Origin of the sequence: Cellulophaga sp. RHA19 (assembly GCF_002813425.1) — a bacterium.
Classification (GTDB): Bacteria; Bacteroidota; Bacteroidia; order Flavobacteriales; family Flavobacteriaceae; genus Cellulophaga.
The window spans coordinates 2,918,587-2,940,849 of record NZ_PHUL01000001.1; the positions used below are offsets into that span (position 1 = coordinate 2,918,587).

General features: G+C 31.1%; 20 protein-coding genes. 2 read left to right on the forward strand and 18 right to left on the reverse strand.

The features are described 5' to 3' along the window. Positions 1-4 precede the first annotated feature (4 nt). From AX016_RS12900 to AX016_RS12930, 7 genes are all read right to left on the reverse strand, one after another. Entirely contained in the window at positions 5-631 is a 627-nt protein-coding gene (locus tag AX016_RS12900) for a TetR/AcrR family transcriptional regulator (RefSeq protein WP_100895997.1), read from the reverse strand. A 143-nt stretch (positions 632-774) separates the two neighbouring features. After that, complete coding sequence (locus tag AX016_RS12905; protein ID WP_100895998.1) at positions 775-1,659, reverse strand: carbohydrate kinase family protein; 885 nt, start codon at positions 1,657-1,659, stop codon at positions 775-777. Next, the gene (locus AX016_RS12910) at positions 1,660-3,156 is read right to left on the reverse strand and encodes a mannitol dehydrogenase family protein (RefSeq protein ID WP_100896865.1); all 1,497 of its coding nucleotides are present in this window, start codon (positions 3,154-3,156) and stop codon (positions 1,660-1,662) included. A 13-nt stretch (positions 3,157-3,169) separates the two neighbouring features. Next, entirely contained in the window at positions 3,170-4,138 is a 969-nt protein-coding gene (locus AX016_RS12915; RefSeq protein WP_100895999.1) for an ABC transporter permease, read from the reverse strand. 18 nt (positions 4,139-4,156) lie between these two features. After that, positions 4,157-5,680 carry a sugar ABC transporter ATP-binding protein gene (locus AX016_RS12920; protein WP_100896866.1) on the reverse strand — a complete coding sequence of 508 codons (1,524 nt, stop codon included), beginning with the start codon at positions 5,678-5,680 and terminating at the stop codon, positions 4,157-4,159. Position 5,681: 1 nt separating this feature from the next. After that, entirely contained in the window at positions 5,682-6,746 is a 1,065-nt protein-coding gene (locus tag AX016_RS12925; RefSeq protein WP_100896000.1) for a substrate-binding domain-containing protein, read from the reverse strand. Positions 6,747-6,766: 20 nt separating this feature from the next. Next, positions 6,767-7,597 (reverse strand): hypothetical protein, encoded by an 831-nt coding sequence (locus AX016_RS12930; RefSeq protein ID WP_100896001.1) that lies wholly within the window; start codon positions 7,595-7,597, stop codon positions 6,767-6,769. Between the two features lie 261 nt (positions 7,598-7,858). Here AX016_RS12930 and AX016_RS12935 point away from each other — a divergent pair, with 261 nt between their 5' ends. After that, positions 7,859-8,590, forward strand: coding sequence for an NUDIX hydrolase (locus tag AX016_RS12935; protein ID WP_100896002.1), 732 nt, complete (start codon positions 7,859-7,861; stop codon positions 8,588-8,590). A gap of 346 nt (positions 8,591-8,936) precedes the next feature. On the opposite strand, the gene AX016_RS12940 is transcribed toward AX016_RS12935, so the two are convergent. Together AX016_RS12940 and AX016_RS12945 are read right to left on the reverse strand one after the other, a co-directional pair. Then, the gene (locus AX016_RS12940; protein WP_100896003.1) at positions 8,937-10,400 is read right to left on the reverse strand and encodes a CotH kinase family protein; all 1,464 of its coding nucleotides are present in this window, start codon (positions 10,398-10,400) and stop codon (positions 8,937-8,939) included. A gap of 186 nt (positions 10,401-10,586) precedes the next feature. Next, positions 10,587-11,681 (reverse strand): alkene reductase, encoded by a 1,095-nt coding sequence (locus tag AX016_RS12945; protein WP_100896004.1) that lies wholly within the window; start codon positions 11,679-11,681, stop codon positions 10,587-10,589. Positions 11,682-11,981: 300 nt separating this feature from the next. On the opposite strand from AX016_RS12945, the gene AX016_RS12950 reads away from it, so the two are divergent. Further along, positions 11,982-13,460, forward strand: a complete 1,479-nt coding sequence (locus AX016_RS12950; protein WP_232732627.1) for an Iota-carrageenase — start codon at positions 11,982-11,984, stop codon at positions 13,458-13,460. Positions 13,461-13,514: 54 nt separating this feature from the next. Here the strand turns inward: AX016_RS12950 and AX016_RS12955 are convergent, their stop codons facing one another. From AX016_RS12955 to nfsB, 9 genes are all read right to left on the reverse strand, one after another. Continuing rightward, complete coding sequence (locus AX016_RS12955) at positions 13,515-15,404, reverse strand: monovalent cation:proton antiporter-2 (CPA2) family protein (protein ID WP_100896006.1); 1,890 nt, start codon at positions 15,402-15,404, stop codon at positions 13,515-13,517. Positions 15,405-15,408: 4 nt separating this feature from the next. Further along, the gene (gene kefF / locus AX016_RS12960) at positions 15,409-16,002 is read right to left on the reverse strand and encodes a glutathione-regulated potassium-efflux system oxidoreductase KefF (RefSeq protein WP_100896007.1); all 594 of its coding nucleotides are present in this window, start codon (positions 16,000-16,002) and stop codon (positions 15,409-15,411) included. Positions 16,003-16,069: 67 nt separating this feature from the next. Next, positions 16,070-16,858 (reverse strand): SDR family NAD(P)-dependent oxidoreductase, encoded by a 789-nt coding sequence (locus tag AX016_RS12965; protein ID WP_100896008.1) that lies wholly within the window; start codon positions 16,856-16,858, stop codon positions 16,070-16,072. A gap of 76 nt (positions 16,859-16,934) precedes the next feature. Continuing rightward, the gene (locus AX016_RS12970; protein WP_100896009.1) at positions 16,935-17,897 is read right to left on the reverse strand and encodes a 2OG-Fe(II) oxygenase; all 963 of its coding nucleotides are present in this window, start codon (positions 17,895-17,897) and stop codon (positions 16,935-16,937) included. A 163-nt stretch (positions 17,898-18,060) separates the two neighbouring features. Further along, positions 18,061-18,924, reverse strand: a complete 864-nt coding sequence (locus AX016_RS12975; protein ID WP_100896010.1) for an AraC family transcriptional regulator — start codon at positions 18,922-18,924, stop codon at positions 18,061-18,063. Positions 18,925-19,126: 202 nt separating this feature from the next. Next, on the reverse strand, positions 19,127-19,960 hold the full coding sequence (locus AX016_RS12980) for a DUF4437 domain-containing protein (protein ID WP_100896011.1): 834 nt from the start codon (positions 19,958-19,960) through the stop codon (positions 19,127-19,129). 21 nt (positions 19,961-19,981) lie between these two features. After that, on the reverse strand, positions 19,982-20,458 hold the full coding sequence (locus AX016_RS12985; protein WP_100896012.1) for a cupin domain-containing protein: 477 nt from the start codon (positions 20,456-20,458) through the stop codon (positions 19,982-19,984). A gap of 96 nt (positions 20,459-20,554) precedes the next feature. Further along, positions 20,555-21,562, reverse strand: a complete 1,008-nt coding sequence (locus tag AX016_RS12990) for a zinc-binding alcohol dehydrogenase family protein (protein WP_100896013.1) — start codon at positions 21,560-21,562, stop codon at positions 20,555-20,557. Positions 21,563-21,583: 21 nt separating this feature from the next. Further along, the gene (gene nfsB / locus AX016_RS12995; protein WP_100896014.1) at positions 21,584-22,243 is read right to left on the reverse strand and encodes an oxygen-insensitive NAD(P)H nitroreductase; all 660 of its coding nucleotides are present in this window, start codon (positions 22,241-22,243) and stop codon (positions 21,584-21,586) included. Between the last annotated feature and the right edge of the window lie 20 nt (positions 22,244-22,263).

Sequence of the window (22,263 nt, forward strand, 5' to 3'; positions counted from 1 at the left end):
ATATTTAGTTGGCAGGTAATTTTACAAATTTTCTAAGCTGTTTGTATTCCTCTAGGCCTTTTGTTGTTAAATAAGGCAATAAAATACTCCAAAGCATTTCTATAGATCTACATTTATTAACAGTATAACTGGCTGTATTTATAGCTAGTTTTTGAGATTGCCAAAATGTACTTGTCATCCAAATATTATAAATAGTCTTATTGTAGTTTATAAAATCATTTTCAGGTACAATTCGTTCAGTTTCTATATAATAATCTATTAGTTTTCTGGCATCTTTAAATCTCACAATGTTAGATTTCTCATACTGTTTTGCTATCTCTGGGTAAGTTTTAATTATATGAACTATATCATTAAAAAAGAAGCAATAACGTTGCTGCAGATCATCAAACTTTAGCATCATTTCTTCAAAATGAAAAAGAGTTATATATGTATTTTCAGGAAGAATATAATCTAAAGTTTCCGCATACATATCACTATATATAACAGCCAAAAGTGTTTCTTTAGTTTTATAATGATATCTTAAATTGCCAGCACTAATTTTTAGTATATCGGCAACTTGTTTCATAGAAACATTGGCTATTCCGTTTGTGTTAAATATTGATATTGCTGTTTTTTTTATTTTCTCTTTCAAAATGAAAATATTTAAAAATACTAAATTAGTAAGCGTTTACTAATTTAATTAAAATATTAGACATTCTTTACTTATTATAGTCAAAAAGCAAAAAAGACACTAAATGTGTTAGTGTCTTTTATAGTATTTAATAATCTTATAAATTATTTTTGCAACATAAATTCATCAATTTCTTTATTAGTAATTTTAGGGTTAGCACCTTTACTACCAGCAACCAAAGCCCCAACAGCACAAGCATAATCAATGGCTTTTTGTGGATTGTTTTTTGCTAGTAATTTATTAATTAAAGTTCCTAAAAAAGAATCTCCTGCACCAACAGTATCTACAACATCTATTTGGTAACCACTATTGTAGTAAAAAATATTATTATAATATAAAATAGCTCCATTACTACCTTTTGTTACACATATGGACTTTGTATTTGTTGTTAATGCTATAAATTTTATAGATTCTTCTAAGGATTGAGTTTTTAAGTTTAGACTAGCTGTAATTTCAAAAATTTCATCGTCATTAAATTTAATAAAACTAGCCTCATTCATTAAATAATTTAAAACTTCAGTTGTGTAATAAGGACTTCTTAAGTTCACATCAAAAATTTTAAACTTAGCTAGCCTTAATAAGCTATACAGTGTATCTCTAGATGTTGTGTCTCTAGCAACTAAACTACCATATATAAAAGCATCAGAACTTTTTACAATTTCCTCTGTGCTGTTTGTGAGTACTATATTATCCCAAGCTCTAGGAAACTGAATGTCATAAGTAGCAGAACCTTTAGCGTTAAGTAGAACCTTTACTTCTCCGGTATGCAAAGTATCATCTACCTGAAGGTTATTGATATTTACACCTTGTTTTTGAATATATTTTTTAATTAATTCACCGTTTTCATCATCACCAATTTTACTGATAATTGACACATTATTATGTAAAGAATTTAATCTTAATGCAACATTTAAAGGTGCGCCTCCAATTTTTTTATGAGTAGGAAAAATATCCCAAAGGACTTCTCCAAAACATACAATTTTTTTCATTTAAATTTGACTTAAACTATTACTATTTATCTCTTTTAAACATTGCTCTACTCCATTATTAGTAATGTTGTTGTATGCTTTAATGTATGCTTCTTTAAACTTTTTAGCATTTTTTAGTTCTCCAAAAATAGTATCTAATTCTAAAAATGCTTCTGGCTTAGTAATAGCAGCTGTTGCTTTTACATCTAACAATAATTTATTAGCATCTTTTATAACTAATGGCACTCCTTTTTCACTTTTACCAAGGCTATATATTGCCCAAGCTGCCACTACAAAAGCAGCTAAGTCTACAGAACCATTATTTTTTAATTGAGCATTAACCGTAGGCAAAATAAATATTGGAAATTTAGCAGAACTCTCAGAACAAATTCTTTCTATCTGATCCTTTATGTTTTTATTTCCAAACCTCTCTAATAGCGTTTTTTTATATAAATCTAAATCTAAGCCTTCTAAATTACCCAATACTGGTGTAACTTCTACATTCATATACAAATGTAAAAATGTGCTAATATTTTTGTTATGTACAGCTTGGTCTATGGTTTGGTAACCTAATAAAGCTCCTAAAATACCAATTACAGAATGACCTGCATTTAACAAACTTAATTTCATTTTTTCATAAGGCACAACATCAGTAACAAACTGTGCTCCTACATTTTCCCAATCTGGTCTGCCTTGCACAAAATCATCTTCAATTACCCATTGTTTAAATGGCTCACAAACTACTGGCCAAGCATCTAAAATACCTGATGTGTTTTTTAGATTAGCAATATCTTCTAAGGATGTAGCTGGTGTTATACGGTCTACCATTGCATTGGGAAAAGATACGTTTTCTTTAATCCAGTCACCTAAGCTTGGTTGCGCCTTTTTTACATAACTAAGTAACATATTTTTAATCATATGTCCGTTTTCTTGTATATTATCACAAGACTGTATGGTACAACCTTTTAAACCTCTTTCTTTTCTTAATTTAAAAGCTTGTGTTAAGTAACCGTATATGGTCTTAGGGTTATTAGGAAATTCTAAATCGTGCTTAATTAATGCATTATCAAAGTCAAAATCTTTAGTAGCTTCGTTATAGTTGTAGCCACCTTCTGTAATGGTAAGTGTAATAATTTTCACATCAGAATTAGCCATTTTTTCAATCACCTTTGCAGGGTTTTCTGGAGCAAATAAATACTCTACTATAGACCCTATAACTTGTTTGGTATGTGTACCATCTAACTCTTTAACTATTAGTGTATACAATCCATCTTGTTCCTTTAAAGTGTTGTAAATTTTAGTATCAAAATCTAATAGAGCAACACCACAAATTCCCCAATCTTTATTTTTATTGTTTTGCAAAAGCAAATCTGTATAATAAGCTTGGTGAGCTCTGTGAAAACCACCAATACCAACGTGTACAATACCTGTTTTAATGTCTGACCTATTGTAATTAGGAACCAAAACTCTTTCTGATATTTTAGAAAGATTACTGTTATTTAATTTTAAATTTTCCATTGATGAATCTTTTTTATTTACGCTCAAACCTTTGTAATAAAACAGCAAATATGATAATACCACCTTTAACTACTTGTTGTGGGTAAGATGGCACATTTAATAAGTTTAAAATATTACCTATAAGTCCTAAAATTAGCACTCCCATTAAAGTATTAATAGCAGTTCCTTTACCACCATTTAAACTGGCACCACCAATAACTACAGCAGCAATAGCATCTAACTCCCAAGACATTCCCATATTAGGAGAACCTAAGTTTGTTCTAGAAGCTACAATTATAGCAGCTGTTGCTGCCAATGTGCCAGAAATAGCATATACTAAAAACTTATATTTATTAACCTTAATCCCAGAAAGCCTAGAAGCTTCTTCGTTACTACCTATAGCAATAATTAATCTACCAAAAACATTATACCTAAGCATAACCATAGTAATACCAACTATAACAAAAAATACAATTGCAATATTAGGAACACCCAAGGTAGAGTTGTTTGCAAAATTAGACATATATAGCCCTCCATAGGTTTTAAAAGTTACAGGAGAACCCTTAGAGTAAATAAAACCTAAACCACGAGCAATTGTCATTAATGCCAATGTTGCTACAAAGGGTGCCATTTTTTGATAAGCAACTAAATAACCTGAAATACTACCTAAACCAAAACCAATGGCAAGTGTCATTAAAATTGCTAATGGTAAAGCAAAAATATTAACTAAAATGGCAAATGTTACTGCAAGTAATGCTACCATAGAGCCTACAGAAAGGTCTATACCGCCAGTTAAAATTACTATAAGCATACCAATGCTTATAATTCCTATTCCAGATACTTGTTTTAATAAGTTAGATAAATTTACCGATGTAAAAAACACATCTGAAATTAGTGCCGAAAATAGCACCAATAATAAAAAAATAAATACTGTATTATATTTTACTAAAAACTTAAGAACACCACCTGGGCTGCTTAATTGCTCTTTTAATGTGATAGCCATAATGTTGGTTTTATATTATTAATTAGTTTGTTTTAATGGTTCTCCTATAGAGTAACGTAGAATGTTTTCTTCAGAAAATTGATGCTTTTGTAGCTCTCCATAAATTGTTCCTTGGTGCATTACCAAAATACGGTCTGTAATTCCCATAATTTCGGGCATATCAGAAGATATAACTACAACACCAACTCCTTTTTTAGCAACTTCATTTATAAGCTTGTAAATTTCAATTTTAGCACCAACATCTACACCTCTTGTTGGCTCGTCTATAAAAATTACTTTACTATCTATACTTAGCCATTTTGCTAATGCTACTTTTTGCTGATTTCCTCCACTTAGGTTTTTTACATTAACCTCTGAGTTTGGAGTTTTTATATTTAATTTTTCAATTAAACCCAATACCTTTTTATATTCACTATCTATATTTATAAAACCTAACTTGCTAGAGATAGATTTAAAGCTAGTAACACTTATATTGCGCCTAATAGATAATGGTAAAAACACACCTTCTTCTTTTCTGTCTTCAGACACAAAACCAATTTGGTGAGCAGCTGCATCTACAGGAGAATTTGTTTTAATTTCTTTTCCTTCTAAAAACAATGTGCCCGATTTTTTTTTGTCTGCACCAAAAATAAGCTTAGCCGTTTCTGTTCTTCCACTACCTCCTAAGCCAGCAATACCTAATATTTCACCTGGTTTTACAGAGAAGGATACATCATAAACCATAGTATCTTTTGCAGTTAATTTTTTAACTTCAAAAACAGGATTTTCTCCTATTAAATTATCTTTTTTAGGGTACAAATCCCTTAATTCACGACCAATCATTAAATGAATAACACTGTCTTTATCTGTATCTGAAGTAGACATACTGCCTGTATCTACACCATCTCTTAACACAGTAATGGTATCTGCTATTTTAAAAATTTCATCTAAATGATGAGATATATAAATAATAGAAATCCCTTTTTCTTTTAATTTAAATAGGTTACTAAATAGTTTTTTTATGTCTGTAGGGTCAAAAACTGTTGTTGGCTCATCTAGCACCAATACTTTAGTATCTTCAGAAATGGCTTTTGCTATTTCTACTACTTGTTTTTGTACAATACTTAAGTCTCTAACTCTTGCTGAAGCGTTAATTTTAAAACCTAAAGAGTCTAATAATTCTTGTGCATTATTGGTTAACTCTTTCCAGTTCATCCAAAATTTAGTAGTACCAAGTTTGTGCAAGTAAATGTTTTCTGCAACAGATAAATCTTGCACCAATGACAACTCTTGGTACACCACGTTTATACCTAAAACCTGACCATCATGCGTGTTTTTTGGTGTAATTTCTTCACCATCTAAAACCACCTTACCCGTATCTTTTTGGTGTACACCGCTTAGTATTTTAATTAAGGTAGATTTTCCTGCACCGTTTTCACCTAGTAAAGCGTGAATTTCTCCTTGCTTTACTTTTATGTTTACATCTTTTAATACTGAAACATTTCCAAAACTTTTAGAGATTCCAGACATTATTAATCGGTACTCATTATCAGAATTTTTCATATTAAAATAATGCTTTTGGATTGTAGTATTTTGAGGCATTCTCTTTTGTAATTAACAATGGAGCAGTAAAAGATGTTTTGTCAAAATCTCTTTTACCATTTAAGTACTCAATTGCATATTTTACAGAGTTTATACCAATTTGCACAGGACTATTCATTGCTGTACAACCATAAAAATCTGTGTCCATTATGTACTTTATAGCTTCTTTTTGTCCGTCTGCACCAGCTACAATTAATATCTCATCAGTTTTGCCAGCTTGTGCAATAGCTTTTATAGCACCAAGCACACAAACATCAGACTCTGTAATTACTACATTAATATCAGGGTGAGCCACTAAAATATCTTCCATAGCTTTTAGACCACCTGCATAAGACCAATCTGTGTAAGCTTGAGTTTTTACATTTAAGTCTATTTTACCTTGAGTTCTTAGCTGTTCTTCTGTAATACCTTGTAATAAACCTTGCTTACGTTTTTTACCAACAGGGTTACCTGCGTTACCACTTAGCAGGGCTATATTCATTTTAGTTTTCCCCATTTTTTTTACCAGCCACTCACCTGCTAATTCACCATTTGCCAAATTATTAGATTGTATGGTAGTAATATACTCTGCAGCAGGACTAATAGAACTATCTATAATAAATACAGGTATACCCGCTTTATTTGCCATTTTTGTTACACCAACTAAAGCATCAGGATCTTTAGGGTTTAAAAGCAATACATCTACACCTTTAGTTATTAAATCTTCTACGGCAGCTACTTGCTTATTTATATCATCCTGACCATCTGCAGAAATAAATTCCATTCCGTTTTTTTCTACAGTAGATTTAATGCTTTGTAATAAAGCTTGATAATAAGGTGCATTTAAAGATGGAGTACAATAGCCCACTTTTTTACCACTTAAATTTATAGCACTTTTAAAAATTTGTCCGGTTTCTTCTTCATCACCATTAGATTGCTTGGTTGTTTTTATTTCCTCTGCACAACCAACAATATTTATGAGTAAAGTAAACAACAGTAACGGCACACATAGCTTATTAAAAGCTATTTTAAAGTTCTTATTTTTCATAGTTTATTTTTTTGTTGTTATTAAAATAAGGTTATATCTAATTGTAATACAGCTTTTTCTGCTTCTGGATTCCACATTAAAGTTACATCTACTGGCAATTTATACCCTTTTATATCTATATTTTTATTGTAAGTTGTACCAACGTTTATAATATTACCACTACTTTCTGTATAAAAAGTTTTGTCTGTTATAAAAGACCAAGCTCCACCAGCAAAAACTGACAAACTAGAGTTTTTATCTTGCCAAACTTTACTATTAATTTCAAAATAATGCGTCCAAGAATTTTCTAAACTTCCATCATCTAAAACTTCATAGTCTCCAGAACCTCCATTTATAATTGTTGCTAAGTATAATAATGTATTTGGTGTAACATTATATCCAAAATTAAGGTCTACAAAGTTGTATCCTTGGGTTTTATCATAACTCCAATAGCTTAATTTATCTCCTCTTTCTTCTACTCCAGTATAATTATTATGTGTAACTGCTTCTATAAAAAAATTGTCAGAAAAGCGGTATTTGGTATAAATAGATAATTCTTTGTAATACGCACTTACATTATCTCCCGTATCTTTATTTATTACATCTGTAGTAGCAAAACTTCCTCCACCCCAAAAACCAAACGTAAACTTTTCATTTTTTGAGTTAAACTCTAAACTTGTAGCTAATACGGCTCCAGAGTGCACCACAAATCCGTGCCATATATGCATATTTTTAACGTGTGCACTAACGCTAAATGGCTTATAATCAACTATAGTATCATTTTGTGCATGAATTAAATTTACTCCAAAAACAAATACCAAACCAATACACAGACTAATATTTTTTGGTAATAATAGCTTTAAATCTTTCATCTCTTATAACATATTATCTACATAATTTTATAAACGTCATTTTTACGTTTGTTTTCAAATGTAAATAAATAATAACTTAAAAACCTAATAAAAAGTGTTTAAAATGTATTAATTTAACATTTAAGTGTATTATTTTACCCTTAAAATGAGATATTATCAATTTAAAATGAAAATCAACAAAACGTATTTAGCACGTTTAATAATAAAAAATACTTATATTAGCCTAAATATTATCTATAATCCTTTAGATTGATTTATACTATGGAACAGAAAAAAATATTAAACATATCTGTAGATTGTGTTGTTTTTGGTTTTGATACCATTACCAAATCTTTAAATGTTTTGCTCATTAAAAGGTATTTGGAGAAAGATAAAGAAGTACTTGTAGATGATTATGTATTAACAGGATACCATGTATATGAAGACGAGACGTTAGACCAAACAGCCACAAGAGTATTAGAAGAACTAACTGGTTTAAAAAATCAATATAAAAAACAATTTAAGGCTTTTGGTGATCCAAATAGATTGATGAATAAAAAGGATCTTGTGTGGATTAGGAATGAAGAATTTAATTTACGAACCATAACTATTGCCTATTATTTTTTATTAAAGACAGATGATGTAGATTTAAATAAGAATAAATACAACGCTAAATGGTTTCCTGTTAACAACTTACCAGAAGTTGGCTTTGACCATAAAAACATTATCTTAGAAGCTTATGAAGATTTAAAAGTAAAATGCTTGTCTGAACCTATAATTTTTAAATTATTACCAGACAAATTTACCATTAATGAGGTTCAAGATCTTTACCAGTCTATTTTATGTATAGAAATTGATAATAGAAACTTTAGACGAAAGCTTATTAATAAAAAATACATCATAGCTTTAGATGAAAAACAGGTTGGCGTTTCTAAAAAACCTGCACAATTGTATATGTTTAGTAAAGATATATATGATAAAATGTTTCAGAAAAATTATTTAATTAGCATATAATAAACTCTTAGTTATTAAAAATAAAAAACCGGTTATTAAAAAATAACCGGTTTTTTAAAACTAACTCAACTACTAACCAATTTAACTACCAACTACAAATAGTTAAATTTCAATCAATCTAAAAAAACTACTATTATCAAAAATCTTATTTACACTACAAAGATGCGGTATTTAGTAATGCTAATGTTGAACAATCTGTGTATTGGTAGTGGTTTTCTGTAAATACCCTATTTAATTCTGTAATTGTATTTTACACTAATATACCTTTAGATGTGCATACTCAAAAACACAAAAAGCCAGTTATAGTAGAATAACTGACTTTTGTAAAATTGATATTGTTTACCGACTAATTTAAATAATTTTGAACCGTTGTTGCGCGTTCGCTAACGTGATTTTTTAATTCGTCTACCGCTATATAAAAATCTGCACTAGAATTTAAGAATGTATGCCCTTCTAACTCTGTAGTTGCATAAGGTTCTATTAATGATGCATAATTAGTGTATTTAGATTGCATAGTACTAGTATTAAATGCATTGTCTACTACATCTTGTACATAAGCATTATAGGTAGTTTTATAAATATCATCTGCATATAAATAGCCAATTAAAGGCCATTCTGTTGAGTTTATATCAGAAAAATCTAAAGCTAAAGAGCTTTGCATATTTCCATTTTGTAATGCTTCATTATTGTCCCAAGGTATCCATTGTAACTTTTCTGTATCTGGATTGTTGTATAAAAAGTAATTATGCGTCATTCTACCATACGTATCCCAGTTTTGTATAACAGTATTTACAGCTAAATATTTTAAAAACTTATCTGTATCAAAAACCGATTCTAAATTTGTTCTCCAAGTTTCAGGGTCTGTAGTTCTATTCTCTGCGTGTAAAGCTTCAAAAACGCTTAAAATATCTGAATAATCTTCATCGTCTTCATTTGTTTTCTTTACAAAAACATCTTCAGTAAAAGAGCCATCTGCAAAGCTTGCGCCATCACCATCTGGTTTGTACAAGTTTCCATCATTATCTGCAAACTGCGTATCTATAACTGTATCATCTACTTCTTCTACCATAGTGTATAAACCAAAATACACAGGTTCGTCTCCGTAATCTACATATACAGCATAAAAAGCAGTGTGTGAGCTAACAACACCTGCAGCTGTAAACATATCTGCAGCAACTTTTTCTCTAAGCATAGATTTGTCATTGTAGTTGTTTTTTAAACTCAATTTTTTAAATCCATAAAAACGCTGATTGTCTATCTGCGGATATTCATCTTCAAACTCATCAAAGTCTAACTTAAATGATAGCTTTAAATTGCCATTAGACCAAGTAGATTGTAAACTTGAGTTTCCTTTAAAACGCAAACCCACTCTATACCATTCTTTACCTTCATAATAAACATCACCAGGAACAAAAATAGGATCTTCTTCTGTTTCTACTAATCCGTTACCGGCAGGAGGGCCACCAGCACCTGGACCTGAATTAGTACTTGTGCCAAATTCACCATAATTAGTTGTCATATCATTTAACATTGCTTGCCAACGTTCTTCTGTGATCACTAAATCTAACCTCTTTACCTCTGTGCTACTAAATACTTCATCAAAATTAGGATCTGCACTTTTACTGTGAGTAGCGTCTGTCCAGTCTGTAGCTTCAAAGTCACTATCTTCAAATGTTTCTACATAAGCTGTAGTTTCTGTTTCTGTCTGTTCTTCCGTTGTATCTATGCTATCATTAGAATCATTAGTACATGATATAAATAATAAAAACGGGGCTATAAATAGTATGGTAAATACGTTAATTTTTTTCATTATTATTTTGTATTAAAATTAAATTGTATAACAAATATGAAAAATAGAATAACGTTGAATAAAGAGTTTCTGTGAACCAACCTCTGTTTTCTGTAAAAAGTTAAATGCAAACAGTAAAATTATTTTAATGCACAAAAAAAAGGTGCTATCCGTAGATAACACCTCTAATATTTATAAAACATCTAACTAATTAGTCGCTTTTGGGTAGTCTGTATACCCTTTTTCTCCTGGAACATAAAAAGTACTGTCATCCCACTCTGCAAGTTCTACATTATCTCTAAAACGCTCCACCAAATCTGGGTTAGATATAAACGGTTTACCGTAAGCAACTAAATCGGCAAAACCATCTTCTATTACTTTATTACCAGATTCTTTATCAAAACCAGAATTAATCATTAATGTTCCATTATATAATGGTCTAAAGTGTTTTGCTATTTCGGTAACTGCAAATGGTATGTTAGACACATCTGTAAATGGTTCAGATAAATGAACATATGCTAAGTTATAATCATTTAGCTTTTTTATAATGTATTCAAACGTTGGTATAGTTTCTTCATCCATAGTAATACCAAATAGTCCGTTTAAAGAAGGATTAAAACGTACACCTATTTTTTCTTGCGGAATTACTTGTTTTATTTCATCTAAAAGTTCAAAGAAAAAACGAGCTCTATTTTCTATACTACCTCCGTACTCATCTGTTCTAGTATTAGAGGTTGCTGTAAAAAACTGATGAAACAAATAACCGTTACTAGAATGAATTTCTACACCATCAAAACCTGCCTTTACAGCATTTTTAGCAGCATTTTTAAAATCTTGTATTGTTTCTTTTATTTCAGATAGTGTCATTGCTTTTGGCGTAACAGTATCTTTAAAACCCTCTTCTGTATAAGATTTTTCATTAGGATTAATAGCAGACGGTGCTAGTGGTAATTCTCCGTTATGAAAATCTGGATGTGATATACGACCAACGTGCCAAAGCTGAATAAATATTTTACCACCTTTATCATGCACTCGTTTTGTAACTTTTTTCCAGCCTTCTACTTGCTCGTCAGAATAAATACCAGGTGTATTTATGTAACCAACAGCTTTTTTAGAAACCTGAGACCCCTCTGTAATTAGTAAGCCTGCAGATGCTCTTTGCTCATAATAAAGTCCTTGCAACTCATCTGTTGCTGCTTTTTCTTTATTAGTTGCACGGCTACGAGTCATTGGTGCCATTGCTACTCTATTTTTAAGCTCTATATTTTTAGTATATGGTTTTAGTAAGTTTTGCATACTCATTAAATAAAATTTTATAATTATGGTGAATTACAAATTTACAAGAGCTTATTGTCAATTTCATTGATCTATATCAATTATGATATATTTAACTCTTGAATATAGCACTAGAAATTTAGTTCTATTTAAAATAAAACCCAAATTTGTTAATAAACATAACACATTCTAGCCATTCAAATAAGATTAATAATTATGAATATAGATAAAAAAATGTTAAAATAATGCCATTTAACAATAAAATACATCTACATATGTAGGAATATACTTTTTAATATTGCATCATATTAATTTAAAATTTTTACTATGATGAAACTAAAAATTAAACATGTGTATTTAGCAACAATGGCAACTATGCTTATTGGTTGCTCTAAAGAAATTGAAGAAGTAGAAAATACAGAACAAGCAGAAGTGCTTACAGAAGTAAGTGCACAAGCAACTAACTTTTATAAACCACCGACAGCAGCAGTTTTAGCTAATAAAGTAAACTTAGTAACTGCGTATGGGGTAAATAATAGAGACGCTAATGATGATACAGAAAAATTAAACAAAGCTATAAAAGACATTTCTGGGTCTGGGGGTGTAATTATTATTCCTGTTGGTAAATATTATTTAAATAAAGTTAGAATGCGCTCTAACGTTCATCTACAGATTGAAAAAGGAACAACAATTTACCCTACAAAAGGTTTAACTCCAGCAAAAAATCATAGAATTTTTGACTTTGCTAATAAAACAGAAGACAAAATAAAAAATGTTAGTATTACTGGTAAGGGAGGTAAATTTAATGTAGATGTTAGAGGTAATTCTTCTAAAAACATTATTGTAGCAGACGTTGGTAATGTAGATAATTTTAAAATAGCCAACTTTTCTATTAAAGATGACAAAACAGTATTTGCATCTATACTTATTAGTTTTACAGGCAAAGCTGGTGATGCTTGGCCACATAATGGTATTATAGAAAATATAAACCAAACCAATGCACATACAGGTTATGGTTTAATACAAGCATATGCTGCAGATAACATACTTTTTAATAACCTAAGTTGTACTGGTGGTGTAACATTAAGATTAGAGACAGATAACCTTGCTATGAAAACGGCTAAAAAAGGAGGCGTAAGAAAAATATTTGCAACAAATATTGCAAATAAAAATGGCTTAACTCCTGTTATGTTCTCTCCTCACTTTATGGAAAATGGAAAAGTAACTATAGATGGTGTTTCTGCAGTTGGTTGTGCTTATGCTGTACGTGTAGAACACGGTTTTATAGAACTTTTTGACAAACAAAACAGACCTAGTGCAGAAGCTTTTAAAAACTATATAGAAGGTATTTTAGGTGCAGGTTCTGTACAAATTGTTTACAAACGTAATAATGGAAGAACTTGGGCTGCTAGAATTGCTAACAATTTTAGTGAAATTGCATATAACCACCCTAACCCAGCTGTTAACGGTATTAAACCAGGAAGTTTTAAAAACTCTACAGTAAAAAATGTAAAAGTAACTTACAAAAACACAGGAGCTAAATTAAAACAAGCCTTTTTACCTTATTTACCTTGCTCAGAATGGTCTAAATTGTGTAAACCTGGACCTTCAGGTTTTGAGTATAACGGTCCATCTTTAGGTGTAACCATAGACAACACTAAAAATGATAACAGTCTAGGTAATTACAATGTAAATGTAACTACATCTAGGGTACAAGGTTTTCCTAGCAATCATATTTTAAATGTAAAACACAACACTGCTAAACTTTGTAATAAAGGTGTTGGCACTATTAACTCTTGTAATTAAAATTACATTCTAATTTTATAAAAAAGCCAATCTATTTAGATTGGCTTTTATTAATTACTTCTCAATATTTTCTTCTAAGGCTGCTCTAATTTGTTCGCCATCCCAATGCCTATCAAACTCTACTATACCTCTTTTAAAATCTTGTTCTAATAATTTTTCTTGCTGTTCTAATTCTTTACGAGCTTTAAAAATATAATTATCATCGCCAATTTTTTTCTCTTTAGCCAATCGTCTTATACTATCTTCATCATATTTTATAAAATTTTGTATTTGACGCTGTAGTGTGTATTTTCTAAACCCCATTTGACTTAAAACTTCACTAGCTAGTTTTAAAGAAGTCTCTAATGATTCTCTATAGATATGATCTATTTCCATATTTAAAAACTCATACGCTGCGTACCTACTTTTTGCTCTAACCATTAGCTTTACTTGTGGATAATTACTTTTTACTGTTTTAGCTAATTTTTTAATAACATCAGGATTATCCATAGCACATATCAATATATTTGCCTCTGCAATACCTGCAGATTCCAATAAATCTGTTCTTGTTGCATCTCCATAATAAACATCAAATCCCATTTTGCGTAAAAAATCTACTCGGTTAGAGTCGTGATCCAAAATAGTGGCTTCTACGCCGTGTGTACGTAAAAAACGACCTATAGTACTACCAAAATGTCCAAAACCAACTAAAATAATTTTTTGCGATTTTGCTATATGGTCCGTTGGTCTTTTTATGGACTCTTTAGTTCCTAAACGCGGTAATATAACCCGCTCGTTAATAATACCTATTATTGGTGTAACAGTCATTGTTAATGCTGTTACAACTAGCATAATATCTAACTGGTCTTGTTTTAATATATTTAAAGAAAAAGCAAAGGATAGTAATACAAAAGCAAACTCTCCTACTTGTGCTAAACTAAAAGTAAGTAATATTTTTTGGTTTAGTTTTAACTTAAAAAAAGAAGCTGTAATAAATAACACCAATGCTTTTAAACCTATTACGGCCAACAAAATACCACCTACAGTTAACGGACTTTTAGCTATTACAATAAAGTTAATAGATGCACCAACTGCCATAAAAAACAGTCCCAATAACAAATTTTTAAATGGTTCTAGAGTACTTTCTAACTCGTGTTTAAACTCGCTGTTAGATAATACTACACCTCCTAAAAAAGCTCCTAAGGCCGGACTTAAACCTACCAACTCCATTAAAAATGATATTCCAAATACAATAAGTAATGCCGCAGCAATTAATAATTCTCTAACACCTGTTTTTGCAACTTTACGTAGCATTGGAACTATTAAATAACGACCTGCTACAACTATTAAAACCACAGAAACTAAAATGGCCAAAGTTTGTAAACCCAAAGGTAAATTTTGTAATAAATTTGCCTTTTCGCTATGGTTCTCTACAACTTTTTTATCTGTGTTTGCTAATAAGGGTAAGGCACCAAGCATAAAAATTACTATAATATCCTGAAACAGTAATATAGAAAAAGATGATGCGCCAAATGTTGTATTTAACAGACCTTTTTCTTTAATTGTTTGCAGAGCTATTGCTGTAGAAGATAAAGCTACTGCCATAGAAAAAGTTAAAGCTACTTTCCAATCAAAATCAAATAATATAAATAAAAAATAAGAAAGTAACATTGTACCTGCAACCTGTACACCTCCCATTCCTAGAATAGTTTTTCGCATTTTCCAGAAGTTTTTAGGCTCTATTTCTAAACCAATTAAAAACAACATCATAACAACTCCAAACTCTGCAAAATGTAATATATCTTCTCCTTCATTACCTATAAACCCAAATACATAAGGGCCAATTAATACACCTGCTAATAAGTAACCTAAAACAGAACTAAGTCCTAAACGTTTAGCTACAGATACACAAACAATGGCTCCCAGTAAAAAAACTATGGCTTCAAAAAGAATACTACCCGTCATACATTTACGTGTTTAATTGTGGAATATCATTTAAAAAATAAAAGCCACTAACATCTGTTACAGCCATATTTTGTTGCAATAAGTCTAATAGTTTGTCATACTGCTGTGCATAATCATTTAAAATTTCTTGAGCCACTTTATGTGTACCCATAACTGCAAAAGGAGGAAAATAAAGCATTCCGCATAGGTTTGCTGTTTGCTCAAAAGGTCGTAAAAATTCGTTTACAGAAAAACTATTGGTTCCTGTTTCACAATACACTGCTCTAGAGCCACCTGTTGTAATAACATTTAAACTCTTTTTACCTTGTAAAGCATTTCCGTTGGGACCGTAAGCCCAACCAAATTCTAATACCATATCTATCCACTGTTTCATTAGAGGCGGACAACTATACCAATAAAAAGGATGATGCCATACTATAATATCGTGCTCTAAAAGCAGTTTTTTTTCAACCTCTACATCTATATTAAAGTCTGGGTAACACTCATATAAATCGTGAAATGTTACTCCTTCTTTATTTTTAATTTTATCAACTAAAGCTGCATTTGCCCTAGATTTTTCAAACTTAGGGTGAGCAAATAAGACAAGTACTTTTTTCATTTTACTAATTTAGTTGAAAACATAAGATACAAAAAATGAATTTTAATTATTTATATAACATACTAATTTACAACACTATATTATTACTAATTTTAATTAACTCTTCAATTTTAGCTTCGTTATAAGCATCTGGATGTGCTTTTGAGTAATCTCCTTTGTCATTATCAAAATAACTTTCTGTTTTAGCCATATCTGTTATACTTAAATCATACAAAATATCAACTCCTTTTTCTGCAGGAGACCAATGCTGACCATAAGCCTCATTTGCCATTTTAGTGTTTAAAAGAGATCCAGGATTTACAGCAACTACTGTAATACTAGGTTCTTTTTTAGCTAAATTAAAACTCCACATTGTTAAAGCTAACTTACTCTGCGCATAGGCTTCATTAGCTCCTAAATTCATTTTACCTTGTAATGCTTTTAAAGAAATAGGAGATTGTGCAGCAGAACTTAGATTTACTATTCTAGGTGTATTAGATTTTTTTAATAAAGATAGCAATGATGTTGTAAGCTGATAAGGAGCTAAATAGTTAACCACTAAACGAATATCTATTTCATTTGCTGTAGCATCTGCTTTAGTCATTAAAACACCTGCATTATTTACAATAACATCTAATTTTGGTAATGTATTATTTATTTCTAACGCCATTTTTTTTACCGCGTCTAAATCTGAAAAATCGGCTAAAAAGCCTATAATATTATCGCTATTAGATTCTTTTTTTAACTCTGTTAACGTTGCATTCAATTTGGCTTTACTTCTTCCATGAATGGCAATAAAATGTCCCTCTTTTGCTAACCGTAAGGCTAATAGTTTGCCTATTCCGTCTGTACTTCCTGTAATTAATATATGTTTCATTCTTTTTTGACTTTAGATTGATTTAATTTAAATTATTGGCAGAAGTATATTCTGCCAACAATTCTTATCGTGTTTTTTAAAACGGAGCAATGGTGTCTTTAGGAGCCTCTGGTATACTCCAACGATCACGAGCACTAATACTTTGTGTTGCTACAACTTTAGATTCTGAGTTACCTGCACTACCATAGCTACTTGCTCCTCCTCTTGGTATTTGCATACGGTCTCCGTACAACCAAACCACTAAATTATTACGTTGTCCGCTAGTAATTGGGTGTGTAGCGTGTGGCACATTTCCCGTATGAATTATTGCTTTACCTGGCTCAAAAATAGTTTGTACAACTTTACCTGTGGTTCTGTTATGAAAATCTACTTCTGACCCAGTAAATTCTTCATCTGGTAAGTTAATATTAATATTTAAAGTAGCAGATGAAGCATCGGTGTGTGCCTGTAAATCTTTGTCTTTATCTGGGTTGTACTGAATAGAAAAACCAAATGTTTGGTTATCATAACCATAAGTACCAAGTAATAAACGAGCTATTGGGCGCATATAACGATCCATAATTTCATTATAAAATGCCTGAAAACTTGGTGCTGCAAGATATCCTTCAGAGCGTGGATCTAGCATAACTCCGTAACGATTTAATTGAATACCGTAAGGTGCACGTCTAGGAATTTCAGAATTTACTGTAGCTTCTAAATACTTACGAAATTCCGCCAAGCGTTCTATATCAAAAAACTGAGCAGAATACACACCTGGTATAATTTCTTTCCATAAATCAGCAACAGCGTTTTCCTTTTCAGGGTTTTCCCAAGCCTCATTTATCGCTTTTCTCAATTTAGGATCAAGTAGTGTTTCATCTGGAACTAACAAACTGTCTTTATTTTCAAATTCCCATACATCCCAAGCATCTTCAAGTAGTTTTCGGTTACTATTCCAGAAATGAGATACAGAAGGCTCTCGTCTTAAAGAAGCTTCTCTAGTAGGTAATGTAAGCGCATGAGCTTCTGCAAGTGCATTTTTATTTGTTGTTGTTTTCATAATATCATTGTTTTTTGCTAAAAATTACTATCGTAGTATATTTTAGTTTTTATAACTATTTATTCGTCTTAATAATCTAATAACAAAGGTATTTAGACACACAAGCTTAAAAAGAGTAAAAAACAAAGGGCTTTTAGTAAAAAAAGAGGTAATTGGTAATTTATTAGGAGATGCTTGACTTGTAAGCGCCAATAGTCATCCCTTTATAAGTTTGGAAGGTCTTGTTAAGGTGACTAGAATCTGTAAAGCCTAATTCCATTGCAATTTCAGAATATTGCAAATCTGTATATTTTAATCTAGTTTCAACAAGCTTTAATTTGTAGTTGATAATGTACTTTTTTAGCGACACATCGGTGTGCTTTTTAAAATATTCACTGATGTAATTATCTGCCATATGAAATTCCTCAGCTAAACTTTTAGTAGATAATAACTCCGAATTATAAATATTAGAATGAATATAATTGATGATTTGCTGAATTTTAGACGATTTTACTTCTTTTACCGATTCTGAAGTGTTTATAAACTGAATATTTCGGGCAATTAAATGTAAAATAACCGATAATGAATTCTGAATAATGAAGATATCAAAAGACTGTTTGTTTAAATATTCGGTAGCCACCATATTTACTAAAGCTACTAAATGCGAACGATCTGCTTCGGTTTCAAACTGCATTTCACGAAGTTCGTGACTTTCACTATTTAATATTTCTTCAATTTTACGAAACCAATTATTAACAGGAAGTGTTTCATTTTGAGAAGACGTGTTTTTAAAAAAACTCTTTAAAAATTTAATAGCTACAGTTGTAGTTGCTGTTTCTGGATTAACAATATAAATATCATCAGGAATAAATACAAAAAAACTATTGGCTGAATAATTTACCGTTTTACCATTAATTTTTATAGTACCTGACCCTTTTTCAAAATAAACAATTTCAAAAAAACGAATGGTTGTGTACTTACAAAACTCAAAAAAAGTTTGTTCTTGATATTTAGCAATTACAATGTTTTCTATAATGGTACGTGCCATAATTAATGGTTTAATTATTTATAAAAAAAAGTTGCCCTAAAGCAACTTTTTAATTGGGGAACCGTCTTTTAGTAAGATACTAAAAAACAGCGTGTAAACGGTTAAGCTTATATTATTTTTTTTATCTAAAAGAAATGCCTGCTACAATTGGCTTAAATCTGAAAATATAAAAAGGTTTTGTTGCCACATACCTTTTTCATAACTACTTTATTTTAAAATTTCCGTTGCTTCTAATGTAAAGAACTGTTTCTTTATCTGTTGAAATTATTGAAGTCCCTTTTTTTTCTGCTCCAAAATAAGAAGGAGCATCTAATTGGTTTACAGCTCCTTTTTTGGAGAACTGATGTGTTAATCCTCCCGAAATAACAACAGCTCTAAAATTAGGACTCAAATTTTTAATTTTTCCTTTAAAACCTGCTGGCAATCTTAAAAGTGTTGCACGTAATTGGTTCTTTTTATGACTTCCCCATAAAAAGGCAGTTTCTACATTACTTTTTGAAGCTACCCACTTTATATCGTTAGCATTTAGCCAAACCATATTGGTTTTATCCACATTAATTGGACGCTCTCCATTGTCAAAAGCTTCTGATGTTGGTTGTACCAAATACGGTCCTTCTTGTATATCTAAAAATGCCATATTTTCTTGTCCATCTGCAGCAGTTATATGCGCTTCACCAGCTGGTTGTTGCCAATAAGAGCCTGCTGGCAACCATTGTTTTTCTGCTTGTTCGTCATCATTATGCAATAATCCTTTTATCACCACACCACGATAGGTAATGTTATGAATATGAGGTGGCGAAGAAAATCCTTTGTTGAATTTTACTAAAAATCCTGCTGGTTCGTTTTTAGTTCTGTCTCCCCAAAGTTTCCCTGCAGCCGGACTTTTATCTCCTCGTAACGGATTTAACCAGCCCCATTCTAAGTTGTCTGCAGTGACTACTTCATTTACAGATTTTGTAGTATCTGTTGTTGGTGTCTGTGCATTTGCAAAAATTCCAGCTACTAATGCTAATGCGATTAAGATACTTTTTTTCATTTTAAAAATTTTGAAATTGTACTAATCTTGTTTCTCTGTCTTTTTTAAATAATCTGGTAATTCTTTAGACAGCCAATCTTCACGTACAGGAACGTGCACATCTAAATCTACAGTTTGTTCTAAAGCCCAAAATTCGTGAGGAACATTTTCAGGAAAAACAATTACTTCTCCTGCTCCAACTTCAACAAATTCTTCTTTACCATCAATAATAGTTTTGATTTTAACTTTACCAGACATTATGTATGTTATCTGTTCGTTTGGGTGTTGGTGCCAAGGAATATGTGCATCTTTTTCTAAATTAAAAATCGTCATTTGTCCTTTTTGACCGTGAAACCACTTACGTTTAATTCCCTTGCCAATAGTTTCAGATTCCATTTGGTCAAAATTGAAATGTTGCACTTTTGATGTTGCTACAGAATCTATCGTGTTTACTTGAGCATTTGCTGTGTTGCTTGCAGATAATGCTATTACAGCAAGTAGTATTACTATATTTTTCATTTTAAATATTGATTAAATTAAAAATGTCAATTAAAGTGATATTTTTTGTTTTATTATTTTCACCTTAATTGACATCTTCATAATATGCTATTGGGTTTAAAATCCTTCTAAAACAATTTTACCTTTTGCTTTACCAGTTTCTAAAAAAGCGTGTGCTTTTCTAAGGTTTTCAGCATTTATAGTTCCAAAATTTTCTCCTAAGGTTGTTCTAATAGTTCCGTTATCTATTAATTCAGAAACCTCGTTTAAAATGTTATGCTGCTCAATCATATCCTCTGTCTGAAACATAGAGCGTGTAAACATTAACTCTATATGTGTAGACACTGCTTTGCCTTTAAAAGGCATTACATTCATTACTTTAGGATCATCAATAAATCCAAATTTACCTTGTGGTTTAATTAATTTTGCAATTTCGTCTACGTGCTGTTCCGTTGCATTTAAACTCACTACATATTCTGGAGCAGGCGAGTCGTATTTTTCAAACTCTTCGCTTAATTTATTTCTGTGATTAATAACCGTATCTGCACCTAACTCTTTTAACCAAGCCGTAGTTTCTTCACGAGAAGCTGTCCCTATAATATTCAATTTCGTCAGCTTTTTAGCCAATTGAACCAAAATAGAACCCACACCACCAGCAGCACCAATTACTAAAATAGATTTGTTGGCATCGTCTTTAGAAACCTGCAATCTATCAAACAACATTTCGTAAGCGGTAAGCGTAGTTAATGGCAATGCAGCAGCTTCTGCAAACGATAAGCTTGAAGGTTTTTTACCCACAATACGCTCATCTACCACCTGATATTCTGCATTACTCCCTTGACGTGTTAAATCGCCTGCATACCAAACTTCATCACCTACTTTAAAGAGTGTAACACCTTCTCCAACAGCAGTAACAATTCCGGTTGCATCCCAACCAATTACGCTCCAATTATCATCTGGTGACGGTCTGTTGGCTCTAATTTTATAATCTACAGGATTTACAGAAATGGCTTTTACTTCTACTAAAATATCTCTACCTGTTGCTTTTGGCACCTCTAATGTGATGTCTTGAAGAGAATTTACATTGTCAATTGGTAAATTCTCTTTGTATCCTATTGCTTTCATCTAACTAAAAAGTTTTTGAAATTATATTACCGTAAAAATTTCACTTTCTGCTAATCTAGATTTTGGAGTTTTTTCTGTAGAGTTAAAATCCGATTCTGCTCTATACCCTAAAGAAACAGCAACTAAAGATGTATATCCTTTTTCTCTTAATCCAAATTCTTCATCTAAAGCTTTTACATCAATACCTTCCATTGGTGTAGCGTCAATACCTAAACTAGCAACACCTAATAAAAAGCTACCAATGTTAAGGTATACTTGCTTTTCCATCCAGTGTTGTAAATCTTTTAAATCGTATTTATGAATTCCAGCAAACGCCTTTACAGCTCCTAAAAATCCGTTTTTAATATCTTCGTTAGGAAATCTTCCGTCTTTATCTTCTGTATCTGCAATGTGCTTGTAGTAAGTATCATCTGCATCTGTTTTTACACAAAATAAAACTACTGCTGAAGCATTGGTTACTTTAGGTTCGTTAAAACTAAAAAAGCCTTGCGTCCCTTTTGCTATACGTGCTTTACCTTCTGTAGTTTCTGCAACTATAAAATGCCAAGGTTGTAAGTTTACACTAGAAGGACTCATCCTTAACAAGTTTTTAACTTCAGCCATATCTGCTTCAGATATTTTCTTGGTTGTGTCGTATTCCTTTGTAGTGTATCTCCAGTTTAAAATTTCTTGTAAATTCATTTGTATGTGTTTTATAAGTT

What these genes read in the sequence shown, in the direction of transcription:
- AX016_RS12990 (WP_100896013.1), bottom strand. Translation starts at nt 21,562, where the DNA reads ATGAAAGCAATAGGATACAAAGAGAATTTACCAATTGACAATGTAAAT.
- AX016_RS12940 (WP_100896003.1), bottom strand. Translation starts at nt 10,400, where the DNA reads ATGAAAAAAATTAACGTATTTACCATACTATTTATAGCCCCGTTTTTA.
- AX016_RS12920 (WP_100896866.1), bottom strand. Translation starts at nt 5,680, where the DNA reads ATGAAAAATTCTGATAATGAGTACCGATTAATAATGTCTGGAATCTCT.
- kefF (WP_100896007.1), bottom strand. Translation starts at nt 16,002, where the DNA reads ATGAAAAAAGTACTTGTCTTATTTGCTCACCCTAAGTTTGAAAAATCT.
- AX016_RS12935 (WP_100896002.1), top strand. Translation starts at nt 7,859, where the DNA reads ATGGAACAGAAAAAAATATTAAACATATCTGTAGATTGTGTTGTTTTT.
- AX016_RS12915 (WP_100895999.1), bottom strand. Translation starts at nt 4,138, where the DNA reads ATGGCTATCACATTAAAAGAGCAATTAAGCAGCCCAGGTGGTGTTCTT.
- AX016_RS12930 (WP_100896001.1), bottom strand. Translation starts at nt 7,597, where the DNA reads ATGAAAGATTTAAAGCTATTATTACCAAAAAATATTAGTCTGTGTATT.
- AX016_RS12925 (WP_100896000.1), bottom strand. Translation starts at nt 6,746, where the DNA reads ATGAAAAATAAGAACTTTAAAATAGCTTTTAATAAGCTATGTGTGCCG.
- AX016_RS12955 (WP_100896006.1), bottom strand. Translation starts at nt 15,404, where the DNA reads ATGACGGGTAGTATTCTTTTTGAAGCCATAGTTTTTTTACTGGGAGCC.
- nfsB (WP_100896014.1), bottom strand. Translation starts at nt 22,243, where the DNA reads ATGAATTTACAAGAAATTTTAAACTGGAGATACACTACAAAGGAATAC.
- AX016_RS12970 (WP_100896009.1), bottom strand. Translation starts at nt 17,897, where the DNA reads ATGAAAACAACAACAAATAAAAATGCACTTGCAGAAGCTCATGCGCTT.
- AX016_RS12980 (WP_100896011.1), bottom strand. Translation starts at nt 19,960, where the DNA reads ATGAAAAAAAGTATCTTAATCGCATTAGCATTAGTAGCTGGAATTTTT.
- AX016_RS12945 (WP_100896004.1), bottom strand. Translation starts at nt 11,681, where the DNA reads ATGAGTATGCAAAACTTACTAAAACCATATACTAAAAATATAGAGCTT.
- AX016_RS12965 (WP_100896008.1), bottom strand. Translation starts at nt 16,858, where the DNA reads ATGAAACATATATTAATTACAGGAAGTACAGACGGAATAGGCAAACTA.
- AX016_RS12985 (WP_100896012.1), bottom strand. Translation starts at nt 20,458, where the DNA reads ATGAAAAATATAGTAATACTACTTGCTGTAATAGCATTATCTGCAAGC.
- AX016_RS12950 (WP_232732627.1), top strand. Translation starts at nt 11,982, where the DNA reads ATGATGAAACTAAAAATTAAACATGTGTATTTAGCAACAATGGCAACT.
- AX016_RS12910 (WP_100896865.1), bottom strand. Translation starts at nt 3,156, where the DNA reads ATGGAAAATTTAAAATTAAATAACAGTAATCTTTCTAAAATATCAGAA.
- AX016_RS12975 (WP_100896010.1), bottom strand. Translation starts at nt 18,924, where the DNA reads ATGGCACGTACCATTATAGAAAACATTGTAATTGCTAAATATCAAGAA.
- AX016_RS12905 (WP_100895998.1), bottom strand. Translation starts at nt 1,659, where the DNA reads ATGAAAAAAATTGTATGTTTTGGAGAAGTCCTTTGGGATATTTTTCCT.